The 22,968-nt window shown below is 34.5% G+C and carries 21 protein-coding genes; 19 read left to right on the forward strand and 2 right to left on the reverse strand.

What is annotated here, in order from left to right; genetic code table 11:
* The first annotated feature begins 59 nt into the window (after positions 1–59).
* The 5 genes from NX902_RS06785 to clpB all read left to right on the forward strand — a co-directional run bounded on the left by NX902_RS06785 (position 60) and on the right by clpB (position 8,434).
* Positions 60–1,142, forward strand: a complete 1,083-nt coding sequence (locus tag NX902_RS06785; RefSeq protein WP_095330027.1) for a carbamoyl phosphate synthase small subunit — start codon at positions 60–62, stop codon at positions 1,140–1,142.
* On the forward strand, positions 1,135–4,257 hold the full coding sequence (locus tag NX902_RS06790) for a carbamoyl phosphate synthase large subunit (RefSeq protein ID WP_095330026.1): 3,123 nt from the start codon (positions 1,135–1,137) through the stop codon (positions 4,255–4,257). The genes NX902_RS06785 and NX902_RS06790 overlap by 8 nt, the downstream gene beginning before the upstream one ends.
* On the forward strand, positions 4,254–5,201 hold the full coding sequence (argF, locus tag NX902_RS06795) for an ornithine carbamoyltransferase (protein ID WP_123257241.1): 948 nt from the start codon (positions 4,254–4,256) through the stop codon (positions 5,199–5,201). Before NX902_RS06790 ends, argF begins: the two co-directional genes overlap by 4 nt.
* A 242-nt stretch (positions 5,202–5,443) precedes the next feature.
* A complete protein-coding gene (locus NX902_RS06800; RefSeq protein ID WP_047942478.1) occupies positions 5,444–5,623 on the forward strand; it encodes a YjzC family protein in 180 nt (59 codons plus the stop codon).
* A 210-nt stretch (positions 5,624–5,833) separates the two neighbouring features.
* A complete protein-coding gene (gene clpB, locus NX902_RS06805) occupies positions 5,834–8,434 on the forward strand; it encodes an ATP-dependent chaperone ClpB (RefSeq protein WP_123257242.1) in 2,601 nt (866 codons plus the stop codon).
* A 175-nt stretch (positions 8,435–8,609) separates the two neighbouring features.
* Here the strand turns inward: clpB and NX902_RS06810 are convergent, their stop codons facing one another.
* Entirely contained in the window at positions 8,610–8,789 is a 180-nt protein-coding gene (locus NX902_RS06810; RefSeq protein WP_235844452.1) for a YjzD family protein, read from the reverse strand.
* A 296-nt stretch (positions 8,790–9,085) separates the two neighbouring features.
* Here NX902_RS06810 and NX902_RS06815 point away from each other — a divergent pair, with 296 nt between their 5' ends.
* The 11 genes from NX902_RS06815 (at position 9,086) to NX902_RS06865 (ending at position 19,033) form a co-directional block, all read left to right on the forward strand.
* Positions 9,086–9,823 (forward strand): hydrolase, encoded by a 738-nt coding sequence (locus NX902_RS06815; RefSeq protein WP_095330023.1) that lies wholly within the window; start codon positions 9,086–9,088, stop codon positions 9,821–9,823.
* 163 nt (positions 9,824–9,986) lie between these two features.
* Positions 9,987–10,772 carry a hypothetical protein gene (locus NX902_RS06820; RefSeq protein WP_123257243.1) on the forward strand — a complete coding sequence of 262 codons (786 nt, stop codon included), beginning with the start codon at positions 9,987–9,989 and terminating at the stop codon, positions 10,770–10,772.
* Between the two features lie 22 nt (positions 10,773–10,794).
* Positions 10,795–11,814, forward strand: a complete 1,020-nt coding sequence (locus tag NX902_RS06825) for a BMP family ABC transporter substrate-binding protein (RefSeq protein WP_341160667.1) — start codon at positions 10,795–10,797, stop codon at positions 11,812–11,814.
* 252 nt (positions 11,815–12,066) lie between these two features.
* A complete protein-coding gene (locus NX902_RS06830; RefSeq protein ID WP_341160668.1) occupies positions 12,067–12,867 on the forward strand; it encodes an SDR family oxidoreductase in 801 nt (266 codons plus the stop codon).
* A 118-nt stretch (positions 12,868–12,985) separates the two neighbouring features.
* Complete coding sequence (locus NX902_RS06835) at positions 12,986–14,920, forward strand: BglG family transcription antiterminator (RefSeq protein ID WP_123257245.1); 1,935 nt, start codon at positions 12,986–12,988, stop codon at positions 14,918–14,920.
* An 11-nt stretch (positions 14,921–14,931) separates the two neighbouring features.
* On the forward strand, positions 14,932–15,381 hold the full coding sequence (locus NX902_RS06840) for a transcriptional regulator GutM (protein WP_095330021.1): 450 nt from the start codon (positions 14,932–14,934) through the stop codon (positions 15,379–15,381).
* A gap of 15 nt (positions 15,382–15,396) precedes the next feature.
* Positions 15,397–15,948 (forward strand): PTS glucitol/sorbitol transporter subunit IIC, encoded by a 552-nt coding sequence (gene srlA, locus NX902_RS06845; protein WP_095330020.1) that lies wholly within the window; start codon positions 15,397–15,399, stop codon positions 15,946–15,948.
* Positions 15,949–15,964: 16 nt separating this feature from the next.
* Positions 15,965–16,987 carry a PTS glucitol/sorbitol transporter subunit IIB gene (gene srlE, locus NX902_RS06850; protein ID WP_123257246.1) on the forward strand — a complete coding sequence of 341 codons (1,023 nt, stop codon included), beginning with the start codon at positions 15,965–15,967 and terminating at the stop codon, positions 16,985–16,987.
* Entirely contained in the window at positions 16,968–17,411 is a 444-nt protein-coding gene (locus NX902_RS06855) for a PTS glucitol/sorbitol transporter subunit IIA (RefSeq protein WP_235850258.1), read from the forward strand. The genes srlE and NX902_RS06855 overlap by 20 nt, the downstream gene beginning before the upstream one ends.
* Before the next feature lie 146 nt (positions 17,412–17,557).
* Positions 17,558–18,235, forward strand: a complete 678-nt coding sequence (locus NX902_RS06860) for a transaldolase family protein (protein ID WP_123259087.1) — start codon at positions 17,558–17,560, stop codon at positions 18,233–18,235.
* Positions 18,236–18,256: 21 nt separating this feature from the next.
* The gene (locus NX902_RS06865; RefSeq protein ID WP_171509446.1) at positions 18,257–19,033 is read left to right on the forward strand and encodes a Cof-type HAD-IIB family hydrolase; all 777 of its coding nucleotides are present in this window, start codon (positions 18,257–18,259) and stop codon (positions 19,031–19,033) included.
* A gap of 64 nt (positions 19,034–19,097) precedes the next feature.
* Here NX902_RS06865 and NX902_RS06870 read toward each other — a convergent pair whose 3' ends face one another.
* Complete coding sequence (locus tag NX902_RS06870) at positions 19,098–19,496, reverse strand: hypothetical protein (RefSeq protein WP_095330018.1); 399 nt, start codon at positions 19,494–19,496, stop codon at positions 19,098–19,100.
* Between the two features lie 390 nt (positions 19,497–19,886).
* Here NX902_RS06870 and NX902_RS06875 point away from each other — a divergent pair, with 390 nt between their 5' ends.
* From NX902_RS06875 to NX902_RS06885, 3 genes are all read left to right on the forward strand, one after another.
* Positions 19,887–20,825, forward strand: coding sequence for a beta-ketoacyl-ACP synthase III (locus NX902_RS06875; protein ID WP_095330017.1), 939 nt, complete (start codon positions 19,887–19,889; stop codon positions 20,823–20,825).
* Positions 20,826–20,895: 70 nt separating this feature from the next.
* Complete coding sequence (gene fabF, locus NX902_RS06880) at positions 20,896–22,137, forward strand: beta-ketoacyl-ACP synthase II (RefSeq protein ID WP_047942462.1); 1,242 nt, start codon at positions 20,896–20,898, stop codon at positions 22,135–22,137.
* A gap of 265 nt (positions 22,138–22,402) precedes the next feature.
* Positions 22,403–22,825, forward strand: coding sequence for a Fur family transcriptional regulator (locus tag NX902_RS06885; RefSeq protein WP_163187663.1), 423 nt, complete (start codon positions 22,403–22,405; stop codon positions 22,823–22,825).
* Positions 22,826–22,968: the final 143 nt, after the last annotated feature.

The raw sequence follows: 22,968 nt of genomic DNA on the forward strand, positions 1-22,968 counted from the left end.
TGATGTATAATTATAAGAAATAAAGAGTAACTATACATTCATTATAGAGGTGTTAACAAATGGAAGGTTATCTTCACTTAAGCAATGGTGTGAAATATAAAGGTGAGTTCGTTACAACTAGCGATGCCAAAGAAATAAAGGGAGAAATCGTATTTTTCACTGGAATGACAGGATATCAGGAAGTACTAACAGATCCCTCCTATAAAGATCAAATTATTGTTTTTACGTACCCGTTAATTGGAAACTATGGCATAAACAAAGAAGATTTTGAAAGTAAAAAGCCACATGTTGCAGGAGTTATTGTATATGAATCGAATAGTGACGCATTCCATTATCAAGCTGAATATTCCTTACAGCAATATTTAAATAAATGGAATATTCCAATGCTAGCACATGTTGATACCCGTTCTATTGTAAAAAATATAAGACAATCTGGTTCTATGCCTGCCGTTATCACAGGAGAAAAAGAGATTTCCATCCCTGCATTTTCTTTAAAGGAGGATGTCAAAGTAGCAAAGGTTTCGGAAATGAACTTTCAAACGTATGGACAGGGTGAATATCATATTGTCCTTGTTGATTTTGGAAAAAAGGAAAGTATGTTAACAGCATTATTAGAGCGTGAGTGTAAAGTCACGGTTGTTCCCTATAATACACCATTTACTAGCATTAAATCACTGCAGCCTGATGGCATTCTCTTATCAAATGGACCTGGGAATCCAAAGGAGTTAATCAGTATTTTACCAACGATTAAAGCGATGATTAAGCATTACCCAACTCTTGGTATTTGTTTAGGACATCAGCTTGCAGCATTAGCTTTAGGGGCAGAAACTACCAAACTATCATTTGGACATAGAGGAGCCAATCATCCTGTGATGGATCGGAAGAAAAAGAAAGTGATTATGTCCTCTCAAAATCATAGCTATGTAGTAAAAGAAGAAAGTCTATCTGCTACAGGTTGTGAAGCAAGATTTTATAATCTTCACGATGGATCAGTAGAAGGGCTGTCTCACAGCATTTATCCACTGCAAACGGTACAGTTTCATCCAGAGGCAAATCCAGGTCCTTCAGAAGGATGTTATATATTTGATGAATTTATAGAAAATGTTAAAGCAAATAATGGGAGAGTTTTCGCATATGCCTAAAGACACGACGATAAAAACCATACTTGTAATAGGATCAGGACCAATTGTAATTGGTCAGGCAGCTGAATTTGATTATGCTGGCACACAAGCATGCATGGCTTTGAAAGAAGAAGGATATAAAGTCATCCTTGTAAATAATAATCCGGCTACGATAATGACAGATGAAACTTTTGCTGATTCGATTTATTTTGAACCATTGACAGTAGATGTATTAGAAAAGGTTATTCAAAAAGAAAAGCCTGATGGAATTCTTGCTACTTTAGGAGGTCAAACGGGATTAAATCTGGCATTTCAATTAAGTGAACAAGGCATCTTAGAAAAGTATCAAGTGAAATTGCTGGGAAGCTCTATTGAATCAATCAAAAAGGGAGAAGATAGAGAAGCATTTAGAGAATTAATGTATCAATTAAATGAACCAGTACCAGAAAGTAAAATTGTGCATAAAGTCGATGAAGCGATAGAATTTGCAAATGAAATTGGCTTTCCTATCATTGTTCGTCCTGCCTATACCTTAGGTGGAACAGGCGGTGGTATCGCTGGGGATATGGAAGAATTCATTAGTCTAGTATCTGGCGGTTTGAAGGAAAGTGCCATTGGTCAATGCTTAGTGGAAAGAAGTATTGCTGGCTTTAAGGAAGTAGAATATGAGGTAATGCGTGATAGTATGAATACATGTATTACCATTTGCAATATGGAAAACATCGATCCAGTCGGAATTCACACGGGGGATAGTATCGTTATTGCTCCGTCTCAAACATTAACAGATGTAGAATATCAAATGCTTCGTTCTGCTTCTATTAAAATCATTTCCGCCCTAGGAATTATAGGTGGATGCAATATCCAATTTGCATTAGATCCGAACAGTAAGAAATATTATTTAATTGAAGTAAATCCAAGGGTGAGTAGATCATCCGCCCTTGCATCAAAAGCTACTGGGTATCCGATTGCTAGAATGGCTGCAAAACTGGCAGTTGGTTATTGTCTCAATGAGCTAATTAATCCAGTAACAGGAGATACATTTGCAAGCTTTGAACCGGCATTAGATTATGTCGTAGTAAAAATACCAAAGTGGCCATTTGATAAATTTCCTACTGTATCAAGAAAACTCGGCACGCAAATGAAGGCGACAGGAGAAGTAATGGGAATAGACCGCAACCTGGAGCGGGCCTTGCTAAAAGCAATCCATTCTCTTGAGATAAAAGGAAATGATTTAATTCTTCGAGAATTAAAAGATATGTCAGTGGAAGTATTATACGAGAAAATGCTGGAACAAACGGATGAAAGATTTTTTATCATTTTAGAACTAATTAGGAAAGAGGAACCAATTGCTAAAATACATGATTTAACAAAAATCGATTTATTCTTCCTTCATCGATTTAAAAGATTGATTGAGATGGAGAAAGAAATATTCCATACTTCCCTCCAAACAGTAACAAAAGAGAGTTTGCTGCAATGGAAAGAAAAAGGGTTTAGTGATGCTTTCTTAGCAAATGCGTGGAATTGCTTTGAAAAAGAGGTAAGAGAAAAACGCAAACAGTTACAAGTGATGCCTATTTATAAAATGGTTGATACTTGTGCAGCAGAATTTAAAGCAAAAACTAATTACTACTATTCCAGCTATTATGGTGAAAATGAGCAAAATAAAAGTGCTAAACGAAAAGTACTTGTTATCGGCAGTGGTCCCATCAGAATTGGTCAAGGAATAGAGTTCGACTATTGCTCGGTTCATGGCGTATTTGCCTTAAAAGATGAAGGTCTGGAAACAATCCTTATTAATAATAATCCAGAGACCGTGAGTACAGATTTTGCCACGGCAGATCGTTTGTATTTTGAACCATTAAGCGTGGAAGATATTATGAATGTTATCGAATCAGAAGGGATAGAAGATGTCATTGTCCAATTAGGAGGTCAAACTGCTCTTAATGTAGCAAAAGAACTGGAATCCTATGGTGTCCATATACTTGGAACAAACAGTGACACAATCGATGTTTTAGAAGATAGAGATTTATTTTATAAGCTATTGGAAGAAGAAGATATTCCTCATATCCAAGGAGATAACGCAGAAAATGAGCAGCAGATTATTGCTTCAGTCAAGAAGATAGGCTATCCAGTTCTTATCCGTCCATCTTATGTGATTGGCGGCAAGGGAATGGAACGGATAAATAATGAAGCAGAATTACAATCCTATTTACGAACGGATGTACCTTACCCTGTCCTTGTTGATCAGTTTATGGAAGCTTCAGAAGCAGAGTTGGACTTAGCAACAGATGGAATCGATATTTGTGTCCCGACGATTATGGAACATATCGAGAAAACGGGCGTACATTCGGGAGATAGTTTATCTATATTGCCTGCTAAAAATTTATCAGTAAGCGTAAAAGAAAAAATGATCACTTACGCAAAAAAAATTGTTCAGCATACAGGCTATAAAGGACTAATGAACATCCAGTATATTATCAATAAAGAAGAGGTATATGTATTGGAAGTAAATCCTCGCGCTAGTCGAACAGTACCGATTGTAAGCAAAGTAACTGGTGTACCATTAGTACAAATTGCGACAAAAATATTGCTTGGGAAATATACATTGACTGAAAAAGAAAAAACATATTCGGATGATATAGAATTTACTTGTATTAAGTATCCTGTTTATTCCAATTATGCTTTAAAAGGGCTAGATTCTAAATTGGGACCAGAAATGCGTTCTACAGGAGAAGGCATTGCACTTGCAGAAACGGTAGAAGATGCGTTGAGAAAAGTATTTCACCCTACTTTAAAGAAAATGCCAAAACAGGAGATGAAAATTGTTTTAAAAACAACAGAAGATCTAGCAGATCTTTATGAAAAAGCAGACCAAGTCCAATTATCAGTTGAAATCGCTGATAGCCAGACAGTCGAATCGTTATTAGCAGATAAGAGTACAGTTGCCTTTTATAATCCAACAAACTTACAAGAAGATCGACAATCTCGCGAATTAGCAACGAGAAATCGTATTATTACCTTCACGCAAAAAGAAAGTCTCGAAGCATTTATTTCCTCTTTTAAAGGAAAAGACATAACCGTTCATTCGATTCAGGAATGGCATACAAATATAAGAAAAGGAGTGAGTACAGTATGATGATTACATCTAATCTAGATTTAAAGGGAAAAGATTTATTAACATTGGCTGACTATTCAAAAGAAACAATCCTTGAATTATTAGATAAGGCGAAGGCAATAAAAGAATCACACTTAAAGGGAGAAATAATAGCCCCTCTAAAAGGAAAGACATTAGGAATGATTTTTGAGAAATCATCAACGCGAACAAGAGTCTCCTTTGAAGCGGGGATGACTCAGCTCGGAGGGCATGCACTATATTTAAATAGTCGAGATCTGCAAATTGGCAGAGGGGAAACTATATCAGACACCGCAAAAGTGTTATCCCAATATGTAGATGCCATTATGATACGTACTTTTTCTCATGATATTGTCGAAGAATTAGCAGAGCATGCAACCATACCTATTATCAACGGATTAACGGACTTATATCATCCATGTCAAGCATTAGCAGATTTACTTACTTTATTGGAAGTAAAAGGGAGTTTGGAAGGTCTAAAGCTTGCGTATATCGGGGACGGAAATAATGTGGCTCATTCTTTACTTATCGCTTGCTCGAAAGTAGGAGTCGATATTTCCATTGCGACACCACCAAATTATGAAGTCGATAAAAAAGTGGCGGAACTTGCCTATTCTTTTGCAAAAATAAGTGGCAGTAAAATTGTCCTTACTCATAATCCTATAGAAGCTGTTCGGGAGGCCGATGCTATCTACTCAGATGTATGGACCAGTATGGGGCAAGAAGCGGAAAATGAGCAGCGTTTAAAAGATTTCCAAGGCTTTCAAATTAATGCAGAATTAGTGAGCCATGCAAAATCGGATTACATTTTTTTACACTGTTTACCAGCCCATCGTGAAGAAGAAGTAACATCAGAAATTATCGATGGAAGTCATTCCTACGTCTTTCAGCAGGCCGGCAATAGATTACATGCACAAAAGGCATTATTGGTGGAAATTTTAAAATAATTTTTGTGAAGACTGTTAACAGATACATGTTTGTTAACAGTCTTTTTAGTTTTTTTTATAGGTATGTATTGTACTTATAGCATGCTCGAATGAAAATGTATTTATCTAATAAAAAGCCAGTCATTATTTTCCGTAATGTTCACTTTGAAAAAAGGTAATACTAATAAGCAGTTAAGTAACACGTTTTTTGCTTCGTGTTTACTTAGCATTTGAATTGGTAATGGATAAAGGAGGAGTTTATTTTGGGTCAAAATAGACAGTTTCGTCCAGGGCAAAAGGCACCAAACAATGGATTGTATATAGAAATTGGTGAAACCGGAAGTAACGTAAATAATCCTCAAATGCTAAAACTGAAAGCTGGAGACCGCTTTCCAGAAACATCGAATCATAATCGATTATGGACATATCAAAGAAAACCATAATAAGGTAACCCCAATATTATACGATGATACCAATACTCGTATAATGATTTAAAAAGGGATTTCTCTAAAGAGTCTGCTTCATGATGATTATCTCCTTGAGATCATTGTTTTGAATATACTCTTTGTCCAAGAGAGATCCCTTTACATATGGATAAATTATACTATAATAAAAACAAAGGTCAAAAAAGGTCAAAAAAGGAGTCTTGTAAAATGAACGTAGAGCAGATGACAGAAAGAGTCCAATTAGCCATAACTGAAGCACAATCCCTTGCAAGAAAAGAAAGTCATCAAGAAATAGATGATATTCATTTATTTATGGCAATTCTTCATCAACAGGATAATTTAATGACGGCCATTTTAAACAAGTTACAAAAAGATCCAAATAGAGTGAGCGATAAATTAGCGGAAGAATTAAAGAAAAAGCCACAAGTATCATTTAGTGGTTCTCAACAAGGTACGGTATATATAACTGCTGGTTTGCAGCAGCTTTTAATGAAAGCAGAAGAAGAGATGCGGGAATGGGAAGATGAATACTTATCTGTAGAGCATCTTATACTGTCAGCCTATAAAGTAGAATCCTCTGCAATAGGAAGAATATTGAAAGAGGAAGATATTTCATTAGCGGAAATAAAGAAAGTAATAAAAGAGATAAGGGGGACACAGAGAGTGACAAGCAAAAATCCCGAAGCGACATATGAAGTACTTAGTAAATATGGACGAGACTTAGTAGAAGAAGTAAAGTTGGGCAAGCTTGACCCAGTGATTGGTCGTGATAATGAAATTCGTAATGTAATCCGTATACTATCAAGAAAGACCAAAAATAATCCTGTTTTAATTGGGGAACCGGGAGTGGGAAAAACGGCTATTGTAGAAGGTTTAGCACAAAGGATCGTTCGAAAAGATGTCCCAGAAGGCCTAAAAGATAAAACTATTTTTTCTTTAGATATGGGGGCATTAGTAGCAGGAGCCAAATTTAGAGGCGAATTTGAAGAACGTTTAAAAGCTGTTTTACAAGAAGTGAAAAATAGTGATGGCAGAATCATTTTATTTATTGATGAATTGCATACAATTGTCGGGGCAGGAAAAACAGATGGTGCAATGGATGCAGGAAATATGCTTAAACCGATGCTGGCAAGAGGAGAGCTTCACTGTATTGGTGCCACAACATTAGATGAACATCGTCAATATATTGAAAAAGATCCTGCACTTGAACGCCGCTTTCAGCAGGTTTTAGTCTCAGAGCCGACAGTGGAAGATACGATTGCTATACTAAGAGGACTCAAAGAAAGATTTGAAATTCATCATGGTGTAAATATTCAAGATCGTTCTATTATTGCAGCTGCAACTTTATCGGACAGGTATATAACAGAACGCTTCTTGCCGGATAAAGCTATCGATTTAATAGACGAAGCTTGCGCGATGATTCGTACAGAAATCGATTCGATGCCAATTGAAATAGATGAACTAACAAGAAAAATTATGCAGCTTGAAATTGAGGAAGCGGCATTGCATGGAGAAGAGGATGAGCAAAGTAAAGCGAGACTTGCGGTTATTGCAAAGGAATTAGCTAATCACAGAGAACGTTCTAATGTCTTAAAAGCAAAATGGCAGCAGGAAAAGGATGCTTTACAATCCATCCATGAGAAAAAAGAACAGCTTGAACGAAAAAAGAGAGAGTTAGAGGATGCAGAAAATAATTATGATTTAAATAAAGCAGCTGAGCTAAGACATGGCAGCATTCCAAAATTAGAAAAAGAAATTAAGAAGATGGAAGAAAAGATAAAACAAGGACAAGAGAACCGTCTCCTTCGAGAAGAAGTGACAGAAGAGGAAATTGCCAATATTGTTGCAAGGTGGACTGGGATTCCTGTATCCAAGCTAGTGGAGAAAGAGAGAGAAAAATTATTACGCTTAGAAGCAATTCTGCAAGAAAGAGTGGTTGGCCAAGCAGAGGCAGTGCAGTTAGTCAGTGATGCAGTATTAAGAGCGAGAGCAGGAATAAAAGACCCAAACAGACCAATTGGCTCCTTCTTATTTTTGGGACCTACAGGTGTTGGGAAAACGGAACTTGCAAAAACCTTAGCGGCAACGCTTTTTGATAGTGAAGAGCAAATGATTCGTATCGATATGTCCGAGTATATGGAAAAACATGCTGTGTCTCGTTTAATCGGTGCTCCTCCAGGATATATAGGCTATGAAGAAGGGGGACAATTAACAGAAGCAATCAGAAGAAAACCATATTCTGTTGTCCTATTAGATGAAGTAGAGAAAGCTCATCCAGAAGTATTCAATATTCTGCTTCAAGTTCTTGATGATGGCAGGATTACAGATTCGAGAGGACGAACAGTGGACTTTAAAAATACAGTCATCATCATGACATCCAATATTGGTTCCCATCTTTTATTAGAAACGGGAGAAGCAGAGGAAATACCCGAAGTAATAAGAGAAGGCGTTATGAATCAATTAAATGGACATTTTAGACCAGAATTTTTAAACAGAATTGATGAAGTTATTTTATTCAAACCATTATCACTCGGAAATATTAAAGATATAGTATCCAAGCTAGTTGTTCAATTACAAGCACGCCTTACAGATCAGCATATCACTATTGATATGACGGAAAAGGCGAAAGAATTTGTTGCAAGAAATGGATTTGATCCAAAATTTGGAGCAAGACCACTTCGTAGATATTTACAGAAAACAATTGAAACACTGCTGGCAAAAGATATAATTGCTGGTAAAGTAAAAGAAAATGATCATGTCTTAATTGATGAAGAAGAGGAACAAATAATTTTAAAACATACTTTGTAATTTTCGACTATTAAGTGTTTGTAACAGCCTGAATACAATTGGACAAACGAGTAAATATTTGTATTCAGGCATGTTTTTATGGCTGCAATAAAAAAGGTGATTAAACAAAATACACGAATAGTATTCCCCTATTAGTGCATATATTTAATCACCCAATCTTACAATATACAGATTTTTAATGAGAACCTTTTTCATGAGCAGGTTCATCTGGAATAATTGCTGATAAAATGAAAACTAGTACGGAAAAGACAGCTGTCAGAATTAGCCCCATTGAAAAATTAAAAGGAACCCCATTCATTGAACCCACAACATAAACTAACATTTGAGCAAGTAAAAATGTCCAAAAAATTGTCATTATGTAACGCAACCGAAATCACCTCTTTATAGCTTGCTTATCATAACCATCTTACCACATCGAAGCTAAATAATAAATGTGAATGATAGAGCTTTCTTAAATTCTTCACTTTTTCCATTATAAATAGTATTTCCGATTCTGTTAATATGTCATTCCTTTAACAGAAATAGATAAAAAATCTGATTATTTTCTGAGATGACTCCGCATTTCTTCTTGAAATATAGGCAAACTCCCTTACGTTTTAATAAAAGAGACATACATTATTAGAAGGAAAATGCTAAAAAGGAGTTTTTAAGATGGAGAACCGGAACTTCCTGTTAGATACCGAATGGAACATGATACATTATCCTCATCGACCTAATGGTTTCGGTATCTTAATAATTGGAGACGAAAGAAATTATGTAACCGACAGTAATAGTTTTTGGAACCAAAATGAAGGAAAGCGGAATTTAATTGAATCGTTACGGGATAATGGATATACGATATTTTATTCCAATCTATATGGAAAGAACTGGGGCAGTGAAAAAGCTTTGCAATTGGCGAAAAGATTATATGAACATATTATTCGAACAGAAATATTAAACCAGAGAATTCATATAATTGCTGAAGGAATGGGGGCACTGACAGCGATCCAATTAATGATGGAGATGAAAGACAATATTCGATCTGTTGTTTTGCTAAACCCAATTTTATCTTTAAAAGAACATTTAGATAGAGAGAAAGAGCATAAGTTTTTTATAAAAAAGTTAACGAATGAGATAAGTATCGCTTTTAATACGAATAAGCAGGAGTTATTCGAAATGGTAAAGGAGAAAAAGGAGTATCAGTTAGATGAGGCAGACATCCCAACAAAAATTATTCACATTTTGCATAACGGTAGATCCTATTACCAATCAAATGGATTAAAAAAAGCTTCTGTAATTTGGGAAGAAAAAGACCTGCCTATTTTTGTTTCTTATGTATTACCGGAGAAAAGGAGTGCCATTCCGAAACAAATTGCTACGTTTTTTAAAAAATATGAAAAGTCGCTTTGAGAGAAAAGATGGTGTCCAAGTAGCATAGGCTATATTAGGCACCATCTTTTTTGAATTTTTCATAGAAGAATGGGTACTAAATCAAGCTTTTATTAAGCATATGAAATAATTGTCTTTTTTATTGCATATGATACATTAAGTAATTTTAATGGGAGGCTTTTTCATGAAGAAAGCTGTAATATTTGGCGTTTATCAGTTTGTGGGCTTTCATATATGCTCCGCATTATTAGAAGAAGGAGAGAAAATAATCGGCATCTCCTATCCGGAAGTTTCGATAGAAGATTTAGAAGATAAGAAAATGGAAATTGGGCGCAATGCGAATTTTAGTGAGAAAAGCTTGGATAAGCTCCCTTTTATTCTCCAAGATTCAAATGTACAACATATATATTTTGACCTTTATACATTAAAACAAATATCAATATACGAAAAGGTCCAAAGTCTGTTTTCAAATTTTCGAGATAAAGAAAAGAGCTGCGGTAAAAAGTTGATTTTTTTAGTGAATATTACTTCTATAGAGTCAGAAAGAGAGTTTGCAACCTTTTTAAAAGATAATTTAGTTGACCATGATATACAAGTAATTCATCTACCAACACTTTATGGTCCGTGGCAGCCAAATGATTTTTTATTTCAACAGATTGTAGAGGGAAAAGAGAAGAACGATATTCAGTTAAATGTACGCGAGTATACAATGGATGCAATTTTTATTGAAGATGCGGTAAGGGAAGTAGTAAAAATGACAACGAAAGGAAAAAATAATGATATTCTATTAAAGAGTAAGGAAATAAACCATTGGCAAAGATGCTTAGAACAATTACAATGGGATATACCAAAAACAAATAAGACATTGCAATTATCTCGAAATTTACAAGAAGTAATCATTGAAAACAAAGGGACGATAGAGGATAACATAGAAAAGCAAAAAAGGCATTACTTATTTAATAGAATTTAGCAGTATTATAGGAGTAAATACAATGAAAAGTGCATGGATGAACATTCGTAAATCAATAATTAGGGGAAAGCTTTTTTTTATCCTTCCTCTAATGGCGTGTGTTCTTATCCTTTTTCTATTCTTTAATAGTTCACTGGAGAAACAAGGGAAAATAGAAAAAGTTGGTCTTCTTGTAGTTGGAACAGTAAATGATCAGGCATGGGGGACGCAAGGATATAAAGGATTATTAAATATACATACGAAACTTGGGGTAGATGTGTTTTATAAAGAGTCTATTGATTCTTACACAGTTGCAGAAAGAGCAGTGAAGGAATTACAGGGAAAAGGGGTCAATTTAATTTTTGGCCACGGCGGAAACTTTGTGCAGTATTTTAACATTCTTTCTCATAAATTTCCCTCCATCCATTTTGTTAGTTTAAATGGAAGAGAACCTGCAACACAACCGAATACAAGTAATATTAGACTAGAGAATTATCCGATGGGCTTTTTTGGCGGGATGGTTGCTGGACATATGACAAGAACAAATAAGGTTGGGGTTATTGGTGCATACGAATGGCAAGAGGAAGCCACTGGTTTTGAAGCAGGCGTCCACTATATCAATAAGGATGTAGATGTCTTGAAAGAATTCGTTAATGATTGGGATAACCGTGAAAGGGCAATGAACCTGTTAGATAAGGAGATCAGTCAACATGTAGACGTGGTTTATCCAGTTGGTGATAGTTTTCATGTGGGGATCCTGGAAAAAATGAAAGAAAATGGTTTATACGCGATTGGATATATTTCAGATCAGTCCACTATTGGGAAGTATGCTGTCTTAACAAGCACCATTCAAGATATCCCCAAGCTTTATGGGCAAATTGCTCAAGCATTTGATGAAGGCAAACTAAAGTCTGGAAATCGCTCCTGTGGGATTAGAGATGATACCATTTTTCTAGGGAAATATAGCCCCAATGTAGATAAAGAGTTTATAGAACGATTGGAAAAAGACTTAGACCGCTATAAGAATACAGGCAAGTTGCCAGATGAAATTAAATTAAAATAGAAAATCAAAAACAATTTCTCGAAAGAAAGCTTGATATCTTTTGAAAAATTGTTTTTTTTTGAACAAAAAAATTTAAAAAATGACTAGGAATACTCGCTGCTTTGGCTGAAATGGAAGGAAATCATACATTTTTAAATTAATACAGGAGTCTGCACAATTATGTGCAAATAAAGGTATTAATGTAATAAAGAATGAGCTTTATACTAAAAAACATAGAAATGAAAACGCTTAATAATGAGGAGGGAAATTTAAATGAATAATTCATGGTTAGACCTGGAAGGGAAAGTTGCCATTGTAACAGGTGGATCTTCTGGGATTGGTTTTGCTATTGCAAAAGAGTTAGTTAATAATGGTGCGAAGGTGATTATCTCTGATTTAGTAGGAGAAGAGGGACAGCAAGCAGACGGTTCTTTTCTTATTAAATGTGATGTCACCAATAAAGAAAGTATTGATCGAATGTTTAATAAAGTTGTTGAACAATATGGAAAGATTGATATTTTAGTTAATAATGCTGGTGTGAACTTACCAAGATTGCTAGTTGATATAAAAGGAGAAAAACCACAATATGAATTAAATGAAAAAGACTTTGACTTTATGGTTGCGGTTAATCAAAAAGGTCCATATCTTTGTGCACAAGCGGCAGCAAAGGAAATGCTGAAGCAAGGTAAAGGGGTAATTATTAATGTTGCTTCTGAAGCTGGTCAAGAAGGATCGGCAGGTCAGAGTTGTTATTCTGCTACCAAAGGAGCGCTAATCTCATTTTCTCGCGCATGGGCAAAAGAGTTAGGGACATATAATATTCGCGTAGTTGCTATTGCTCCAGGAATATTAGAGAAAACAGGTTTACGCACGAGTGCTTACAATGAAGCTTTAGCTTATACTCGAGGTGTTACTGTAGACGATCTATCAACTGATTACAGTAAATCAATTCCGATTGGCAGGGAGGGGAAATTAAAAGAGGTTGGTGATTTAGTATCCTATCTTGCTTCAGATAGAGCTAGTTATATTACAGGGACAACCTTTAATATATCAGGTGGAAAATCACGTGGCTAATAACTAACCATTTAATGAATAAATCAGTTAATATACCAATGCTTTATGATATATTTAGTGAATTGAATATAAGCATAGTTCATATATGAACAACAGGATATAAGGGTGTGGTAATTAAATGGCTGATTTAAATTCCAGTAGTCGCATAGGGAAAATTATAGAATTAACAGCTAAAAAAATGTATTGTCCTTTAGATTATCTTGCGCAACAAATGGGGATAAGTGCAAGAACAGTTCGGCTAGTTATTAAGCAATTTAATAAAGAATTAGAAGGAATAGCTGAATTGATTAATGAAAGAGGGAAAGGTTTTTTTTTGAAAATCCACAATCAGGAAAAGCTTAATAGGGTTATAGAGCAGTTTAATAAACTCTCTCAAATGGTTGATTCACCTCAAAGAAGAATCGCAACTGTTATCGATATGTTATTGAATGATGATGGAATAATAACTATGGATGAAATGGCCTTTGAGCTAAATTTAGGAAGAACAACATTAGTGAATGAATTAAAAAAAGCTTCAGTGGCTCTTGAAACGTATAATCTTGCCATCAAAGGAAAACAGAACAAGGGAATGTACTTAAAAGGTAGAGAAATAGATTTGCGATTTTTTATACTGGATAATTTATTTCCATATCTTTTCACCGAAGATTCATTGGATAAAGATATTAAAGAAGCAATTATAGAAGTGGCCAATCATTATGACTTTGAGATAAGTACGAAAGATAGATTACTTCATTCTATTATTATTATGCTTGATCGTTTTTTAAAAGGTCACTCTATAAAAGAAATGGATGATAACTACCATAAGATAGTAAATTCACCTGATTTCAATATAGCCTTAGAAATAGGCAAAGTTCTTGAAAGGAAATTATCTATAAACCTACCTAGATGTGAGATTCTTTTTATTGCATTGCCAATCGTCGGGAGAAGGACACCAATTAATAGTCATTCCATTGAAGGTATTATAGTAACAAAGGAAATCACGAATCTTTTGGATAATAGCATCACTTATTTAGGGTTTAATTTAAATAAGGTAAAAGAAAGTGGAGATTTTTATAAGGATTTACAATATCATCTTACTTTTATGATAAATCGATTAATGTTTAATATCCAGTTGAAAAATCCTTTATTAGAAGATATCAAAGGAAAGTACCCCTTGGCATATCAAATGTCAGAAATAGTTGGAGAAAGTATTTTCAAAGAATATGGAATGAAAGTTTCAGAAGAAGAACTAGGATATATCGCATTATACTTTGGTATTTTCATTGAGAATAACAAGGACAATCTAAAGAAATTAGAACAGGTAGTAGTGGTATGTGGAACTGGTAGAGGGACAGCAAAAATTGTCGCAATGCAGCTGAAAAAAATACTCGACCCCCATACTAAAATAGATATCTTTTCTGAAAATGAATTAAGTAAGAATACATTAGATAAGTATGATATTGTCTTTTCGACAGTTAATATACCCTATGCCATTCAAACGCCGTTAGTTATCCTTAATGAAATCTTTGATGAGAAAAAGGTTCTGCAACAAATCGAACATATTAGTTACTTAGATAAATTTAAAATAAAAGAAAATAGTAGTACAAGTTTCCATTCTGTTATTAAACTACTGCTAAATAAACAAAAATTCTTTATTTTAGATAAATCGTTAAGTTACTCAGAAAATCTAAATTGGATGGTTGATCAGCTAACTTTAAATGGTTATGTGGATGATGGCTTCAAACAGCGCTTGCAAATAAGAGAAGAAAAAGGGTCGATGATATTTGATAAATATATTGCACTTCCACATACCCTCAATTATCAGTCAGACAAAATAGAGCTGGCGGTAGGGATTTTTCCAGAAACAGTCTGGCAGGATAATCATGCGTTAAAGTTAGTGTTTTTGTTAGCTTTACCAGAACATACAGAATATGATGCTAGTTTATTAGTGAAAATTTATGATGAAATTATTAATATATCTTCTAATACAAAATTAGTGAATAAATTAATTCAAGTTAAAAAATATGAAGATTTATGTCTTTATCTCGAGGATGGAATAGAGAAGGATATTTAGGATGTGAATGAATGGAACTAATTATAATTATGCTTTTAATAGCAGGAGCATTTGTTATTCAAATGGGATTGGGATTTTTACAGATTAAACATTTTACTAAAGGTTATTCGGAACTAAGAAGAATGGGAAAAGTAGCGATTGGGAAGAAACCTGGTCGGATTAAAGCAGGCACAATTGTTTTGTTTGCAATCAATAAAAATGGCAGAATCCTTGCCGCAAAAAAAATGCAAGGAGTCACCGTAATGGCGAAATTTCGAGATTTGCCAGGTTTTCTTGATAAGAATATTAGAAATTTAAAAGAAGAAGATTTAAAGCATTGCAATAAATTACTAAGAGATGCAATTTTAGATGCCTCGAATAATTACAAGATAATTATGAATGGTGGAGTCGTGCCAGAAAAAGATAGTTTCTTTAAAAGAATGATGATACGAGCAGAAAATGCCGTTTCATTTAAAAAATAAGAAGAGGTGTAATTCATGGATTATATCATAAAGTTTGCTGAAGGATTTAGAAATTTATTTGATACAGGAGCAGAGACGTTCATTTCCTGGATGACAGGTATAGTTCCAGTAGTGTTATTACTACTGGTAGCGATGAATACTATCATTCAATTAATAGGTGAAAATCGCATTAATCGTTTAGCGTCGGCTTCTTCCAAAAATCCATTATTAAGATATTTAGTTTTGCCATTATTAGGGACATTTATGTTAGGTAATCCAATGGGATTATCGTTAGGAAGATTTTTACCAGAGAAATATAAACCTAGTTATTATGCATCTGCATCTTACTTCTGTCACACAAGTAATGGACTATTTCCTCATATTAATCCAGGAGAGCTATTTATTTTCCTAGGAATTGCTGCAGGAATAGAACAATTAGGCTTTAGCACGGCTGATTTAGCGGTTAGGTACTTCCTTGTGGGATTAGTTATGAATTTCTTCGCAGGTTGGATTACGGATTTTACAACGAAAATGGTAGAAAAACAGCAAGGAATAAAATTAAATTCCGAAGTGAATTTAAATCATTAAGATGGAGGATACCGATATGGCACATTATCGAACGATAAAAATAAAAAAAGGGAATGGTGGATTTGGTGGTCCGCTGATAGTTACTCCAACGGAGCAAAGAAATAAAATTGTATATATTACTGGTGGAGGAGCAAAGCCAGATATAGTTGATAAAATTGTGGAATTAACAGGAGTGGAGGCGGTTAATGGATTTAAAACCTCTGTACCTGATGAGCAAATTGCCATTGCAATTATTGATTGTGGTGGGACATTAAGATGTGGGATTTATCCACAAAAAAGAATACCAACGATTAATATAATGCCTACAGGGAAAAGTGGTCCTTTAGCAAAATTTATCACAGAAGATATTTATGTGTCTGCGGTAGGATTAAATCAAATTGAACTTATGGAAAACGAAGCTGTCTTGGAGAATGCGAGTTCAGTAGATAAGGAAGATAATATACCTAAGAAAGAATATAAATATAGTACAGACAAAAAAATCTCTCAAACATTGGCTGAAAATCATAAACAAGGACTTCTTACAAAAATAGGGCTTGGAGCAGGGAAAGTAATCAGTACTTTTTATCAAGCTGGTCGTGAAGCAGTTCAAACATTAATTAATACAATTATTCCATTTATGGCATTTGTATCATTATTAATTGGTATCATTCAAGGTTCCGGAATTGGAAGCGTATTCGCTAATTTAATGTCTCCATTAGCAGGAAACATTATCGGTCTCTTATTAATCGGTTTAATATGCTCTTTACCATTTCTATCACCGTTATTAGGACCTGGGGCAGTAATTGCCCAAATTATCGGAACTTTAATAGGTGTTGAAATTGGTAAGGGGAATATCCCACCGAACTTAGCGTTACCTGCAGTTTTTGCTATAAATACACAATGTGCAGCAGATTTTATTCCTGTCGGGTTAGGTCTAGCAGAGGCAGAAGCAGAAACAGTAGAAGTAGGGGTACCGTCCGTTTTATATTCAAGATTTTTAATAGGGGTACCACGAGTATTCGTTGCTTGGTTAGCAAGTTTTGGATTATATAGTAATTAAGAAAGAGGATAATAAAACAACTAATGGAGGCGAATGGCATCTCAATATGCCGGTTAAGATGAAAACAATTTACGAAAACACAATTAATAGTATAGGGCCATTAGCCACAAGCTTTGTAGAAGAAAAGATGATCATTCTCTTTGGAGAGGGAGCACCTAAAGAATTAGCAGAATTTTGCTACGGAATTGAAGTAGTTGGTGTCAAGGATAGGATAAAAACAGGTCAGAAAGTAATGATAAATAATGAATCATATGAAATAACATCTGTTGGCGAAATTGTAGAACAAAATTTAACATCTATGGGACATATTACTTTACGCTTTAATGGGGCCACAACTCCTGAACTTCCTGGTACTCTTTATATAGAAGATAAAGACATGCCAGTTTTAGAAATTGGTACGAAAATACGAATTGTTTCCGAGTAAAAGATTCGATAGGAGATTTCCAATTAGAATTTATAAACATTGCAATGAGTTAAGTAAAAATAAGGTGCATGTTGATAATGAATTGGGAATCTTCTATTTTTAATTTTTTGCTAAATTTTTTTAAAAGAAAAGAGGAGAATCTTTCCATGAGACTATATATTGATTCAGCAAATTATGAGCAAATTGAAAGAATAAATGAATATTATCCCATTTCTGGTGTGACTACTAATCCTTCTATTCTCGTAAAGGAAAAAAAGCCCTATATTCAAGTTCTTCAAGATATTCGGAAAATAATAGGAGAAGAGAAAGAGCTTTTTATTCAAGTTATCGCAGATAATGCAAGTGAAATAGTAAAGGAAGCTGAGTATTTCCAAACAAGGATTTCAGGGAAGATAATTATAAAAATTCCTGTTACGGAAGAAGGGATAAAAGCAATAAAAGCGTTGACTGCTAAAAAAATACCAACGTTAGCCACAACGATATATACTCCATTTCAAGCATTAATCGCGGCAAAAGCAGGTGCAAAGTATGTTGCTCCTTATGTTAATCGGATTGATGATTTATCTGGAGATGGCATTCGTGTAGTGAGTGAAATAATTACTCTGTTTACCACACATAAAATTAGTACAGAGGTGTTAGCGGCAAGTTTTAAAAACGTACAACAGGTCTATGAAGCATGTTTAACTGGAGCTCATACTATAACTGTAGCTCCTGAAATAATTGAAAAATTAATTGATTTTCCAGCAACTACTAGAGATGTTAGGGTCTTTCAGAGTCAGTGGAAGGATACGTTTGGAAAGGGTGGAAATCCCCTTCTTAAGTAAATGAATGGGAGCGAAACAAATATGGAAACGAACAAAATTGTATTTTTTGATTTAGACGGAACACTTCTGACGAGTGAGCTTACTGTGTCAGATAGTTCTATTGCGGCAATTAAAAAATTAATGGAAAACGAGATTGAGCCTATTATAGCTACAGGTAGAACATTAATGGAAATAGGATATATATTAGAAGCAACAGGTATTAATTCAGTAGTTGCTATGAATGGACAGTATGTAGTGTATAAAGGAACAACGATTTATGAAAATCCATTAGAAGTAAGTGTAGTAAAAGAACTTCATCTGGATACAATTAAAAATAGGCATGAAATGGCGTTCTATAATGCGGAAAAGATTTGTATTACAAATGAGGGTTCAACTTTAATTAGGAAGAATTATGAAAGAGTAGGTGGGAAATATCCTCCTATAAATGAATGCTTGTACAATCAAGAACCCGTTCATTTAATGTTAATTTTTTGTGAACCGGATGAAGAAGTCTATTATCAGGAGAAGTTCCCACATTTTCAGTTTATAAGAAATTCACCTTATGGATGTGATATTTACCCCAAAGGAAAGTCAAAGGCAACGGGCATAAAGTATTTGTTAACTCATTTAAATTGTTCTGTTGAGAATACGTATGCATTTGGAGACGGATTAAATGATTTAGAAATGTTTGAGCTCGTTAAATATCCAGTTGCAATGGGAAACGCATTTGATATTGTGAAAAAATCAGCCAGCTATGTTACAACTAGTAACGATGAGGATGGTATTGTAAATGGATTGCAATTATGTGGAATCATTTGATCCGTTAGTAAAAATTAAAAATAATAAAAGAGGATGGATTAACAAGTAATGATATCTTGCAAAGTTAATCCATCCATTTTTTTATAAATGGGGTAATTTTCTTAAAAATAGGCTTTAAGTCATTTGCCGATGTCATAAACATATCAACGTTTTTAATCAGAAGCTCCATGTCAATTTGATTTAAAAAATTTGCTACCGCATCAATATTTACATTTTCATCTTTTTCTTCCACTTGCTTTGTATTTCCGCCACTTCTTCCAAGAATCCAATCATCCCCTTTCTCTCTTCTGTTGTAGGATGGTTCCTTGTCGTTATGCTGAGAATGTTCAATCTGTTGCTTTTTTCTAACGGATTGACGGTTTGTACCAAACATAAACATGGAAAAGTGATCAATTTCAATTTCTTCCTCTTCTATTTTTTCCTTGTCTTTTTCATCATAGAATTCATCTTTAAAATCCTCCACAATATTTCCTCCTATTTCACGATCATGGAATGATGCTCTTAATATGCTATGATAAATATCAAGGAATGCTTAGACCAATGTAATAGAAAGTAAAATATGTTGCAAAAGGGTAGAGGAATTTGATAAAATTAGTACCAAGTCATAATAATTGATAATAATATATATTGTATGAATACTATTTTCTTTTTTCTTGAATAACAGTTAGGAGAAACGAAGAAAATGGTAAGCTTCTTTGTTTGTGAATTACAAAAGGCACCGATTTAAACTCAACCAGACTGGCATTGATTGTAGCAATCATTCTAATAAGATTTTATGAAAAGACTGTTCATATTAACAGTCATAAACGAAACATATACCGGATAACCGGTGACTATAAAGGAGCTGAAAGCTTTGGGAACAGGAATAATTGGTATTGGCCGTGAACTTCCAGAGAAAATTTTAACAAACTTTGATTTAGAAAAAATGGTTGATACGAATGATGAATGGATTAGAACAAGAACTGGGATAGAAGAACGAAGAATTGCAGACGACAATACAGATACATCTGATATTGCATTAGCTGCAGCACAGAAAGCAATTGATGATGCTGGTATTCACCCAGAAGATATTGATATGATTATGGTGGCAACTGTTACGCCAGATCAATCATTCCCTTCTGTTGCCTGTATGATTCAAGAGAAACTAGGAGCTAAAAAAGCAGCAGCGATGGATTTAAGTGCTGCATGTGCAGGTTTTATGTATGGGATGATAACTGCAAAACAATTTATTGATACAGGAGTTTATAAATATATACTAGTAGTTGGGGTAGAAAAGCTTTCTAAAATTACGAACTGGGAAGATCGCAATACTGCTGTTCTTTTTGGTGACGGTGCAGGAGCTGCTGTATTAGGGAAAGTTTCTGAAGGAAGAGGCATTCTTTCTTTTGAACTAGGGGCAGATGGTTCTGGTGGAAAACATCTTTATTTAGATGAGGAAGACTATATTTACATGAATGGTAGAGAAGTTTTTAAATTTGCTGTTCGCCAAATGGGAGAAAGCAGTGAGAATGTTTTGGTGAAAGCTGGTTTATCTAAAGAAGACGTAGACTTCCTTATTCCACACCAAGCTAATATTCGCATTATGGAAGCATCTAGACAAAGATTGAATTTACCGGAAGAAAAACTATCGAAGACAGTTCATAAATATGGAAATACAAGTGCTGCATCTATACCGATTTCATTGGTGGAAGAATTAGAGGCTGGTAAAATCAAAGATGATGATGTACTTGTAATGGTTGGTTTTGGTGGAGGTCTGACTTGGGGCGCGATTGCAATGCGCTGGGGTAGATAATAAATTACTTCCTATATAAATAGAACATACTTTTTAAGTTGATGATAATTACAAAAAAGGAGAAAAAGTCATGAGTACAAATAAAAGAGTAGTTGTTACTGGTATTGGTGCTGTAACACCGCTTGGTAATGATGCAATAACTACCTGGAAAAATATTGTTGCTGGAGTTTCTGGGATTGGACCATTAACTAGAATAAATGCAGATGAATATCCAGCTAAAGTTGCTGCAGAAGTGAAAGACTTTAATCCAGAGGATTTTATGGATAAAAAAGATGCTAGAAAAATGGATCGCTTTACACAATATGCAGTCGCAGCTTCCCTGATGGCTGTAAAGGATGCTGAATTGCAAATTACGGATGAAAACGCACCGCGTGTTGGGGTTTGGATCGGGTCTGGTATTGGTGGAATGGAGACTTTCGAAAATCAATATGAAACTTTCCAAAAAAGAGGATATAAACGTGTAAGTCCTTTCTTCGTACCAATGTTAATTCCAGATATGGCATCAGGACAGGTATCGATTACATTAGGAGCAAGAGGCGTGAATTCTTGTACGGTTACTGCTTGTGCAACGGGTACAAACTCAATCGGAGATGCCTTTAAAGTAATTCAGCGTGGCGATGCTGATGCGATGATTACTGGGGGGGCAGAAGCGCCGATTACTAAAATGTCAGTAGCAGGCTTCTGTGCAAATACTGCGTTATCTTTCAATCCAGATCCAAAAACAGCAAGCAGACCATTTGATGCAAATCGTGATGGCTTTGTTATCGGAGAAGGAGCAGGAATCGTTGTTCTTGAAGAATTAGAGCATGCATTAGCGAGAGGTGCTAAAATCTATGCAGAAATAGTTGGGTATGGTTCGACTGGAGATGCTTATCATATTACTTCCCCTGCACCAGGAGGCGAAGGTGGAGCAAGAGCAATGAAAATGGCAATCAATGATGCAGGACTTACTCCAGAAGATGTTTCATATATTAATGCACATGGTACAAGTACTGCTTATAACGATAAGTTTGAAACAATGGCAGTCAAAGAAGTATTTGGAGACTATGCTTATAAAGTACCAATGAGTTCAACCAAATCAATGACAGGTCACTTACTTGGTGCAGCAGGGGGAATTGAAGCTATTTTTAGCGTATTAGCAATAAAAGATAGCATCGTGCCACCAACAATAAATTTTGAAACAGCAGATCCAGATTGTGATCTAGACTATGTTATCAATACACATAGAAAACAAGAAGTAAATGTAGCAATGAGTAATTCCCTAGGATTCGGCGGTCATAACGCTACAATTGTGTTTAAAAAATATCAATAATTCATGGATTTTGTTTGAAAGAGCATTTAATAAAAAAACTGCTAAGCTTCATTTATTAATCGAGGCTTAGCAGTTTTTTAATGTTAAAATAAAATCTCCTTTATTTATAATAATTTTAAATTAATATTGACTATTATTATAAAGTGTATATAATTAAAACTATAATTCTATTATTTAACATAGAAAATTCGGAATGAATCAATTTATAAAGAAAACGCTTTCTTTAGAAGGTGAACTAGCATATCACGTAGAAAGGAAGAATTCTATGCTTAGTATAGAAAGAGCTAAAAACCTCTTAAAAGAAAAAAATATACGTTTAACACCACAACGGCTAGAATTAATTAATATACTTTCTAAAGACAACAAGCATTGGACAGTAGATGAAATTTACCATGTCCTAAATGAGAATATGCCTTCGGTTAGTATTACAACTGTTTATAATAATGTTCATTTATTTACGGAATTACAATTATTAAAAGAAATACAATTCGGAGAAGGATTAAGTAAATATGAATGGAAGAAAGAGGAGCATTATCATATTGTCTGTAGTGATTGCGGAGAAATAGTTGATATTTGGTATCCTACGTTAAGGGAGGTAGAGGCATTTGCGAAATCCATATCTAAATTCCATATCAGTTCCCACAGCCTCCAATTTTATGGAACCTGTGAGCAGTGTTCAAAAGCATGAACGAAAACAAGAAACTATTTGTTTAGAATGTAAACAACCAATCAAAAAATTAAAGCATTCCATCCGATGTGGATGTGGAAGTAGAATATTGAAAGATTTTCAGAAATAAAGCTAAATATACAAATTTATTTGGATTACAAAGA

The organism is Niallia sp. FSL W8-0954, assembly GCF_038005605.1.
Taxonomy (GTDB): Bacteria; Bacillota; Bacilli; order Bacillales; family Cytobacillaceae; genus Niallia; species Niallia circulans_A.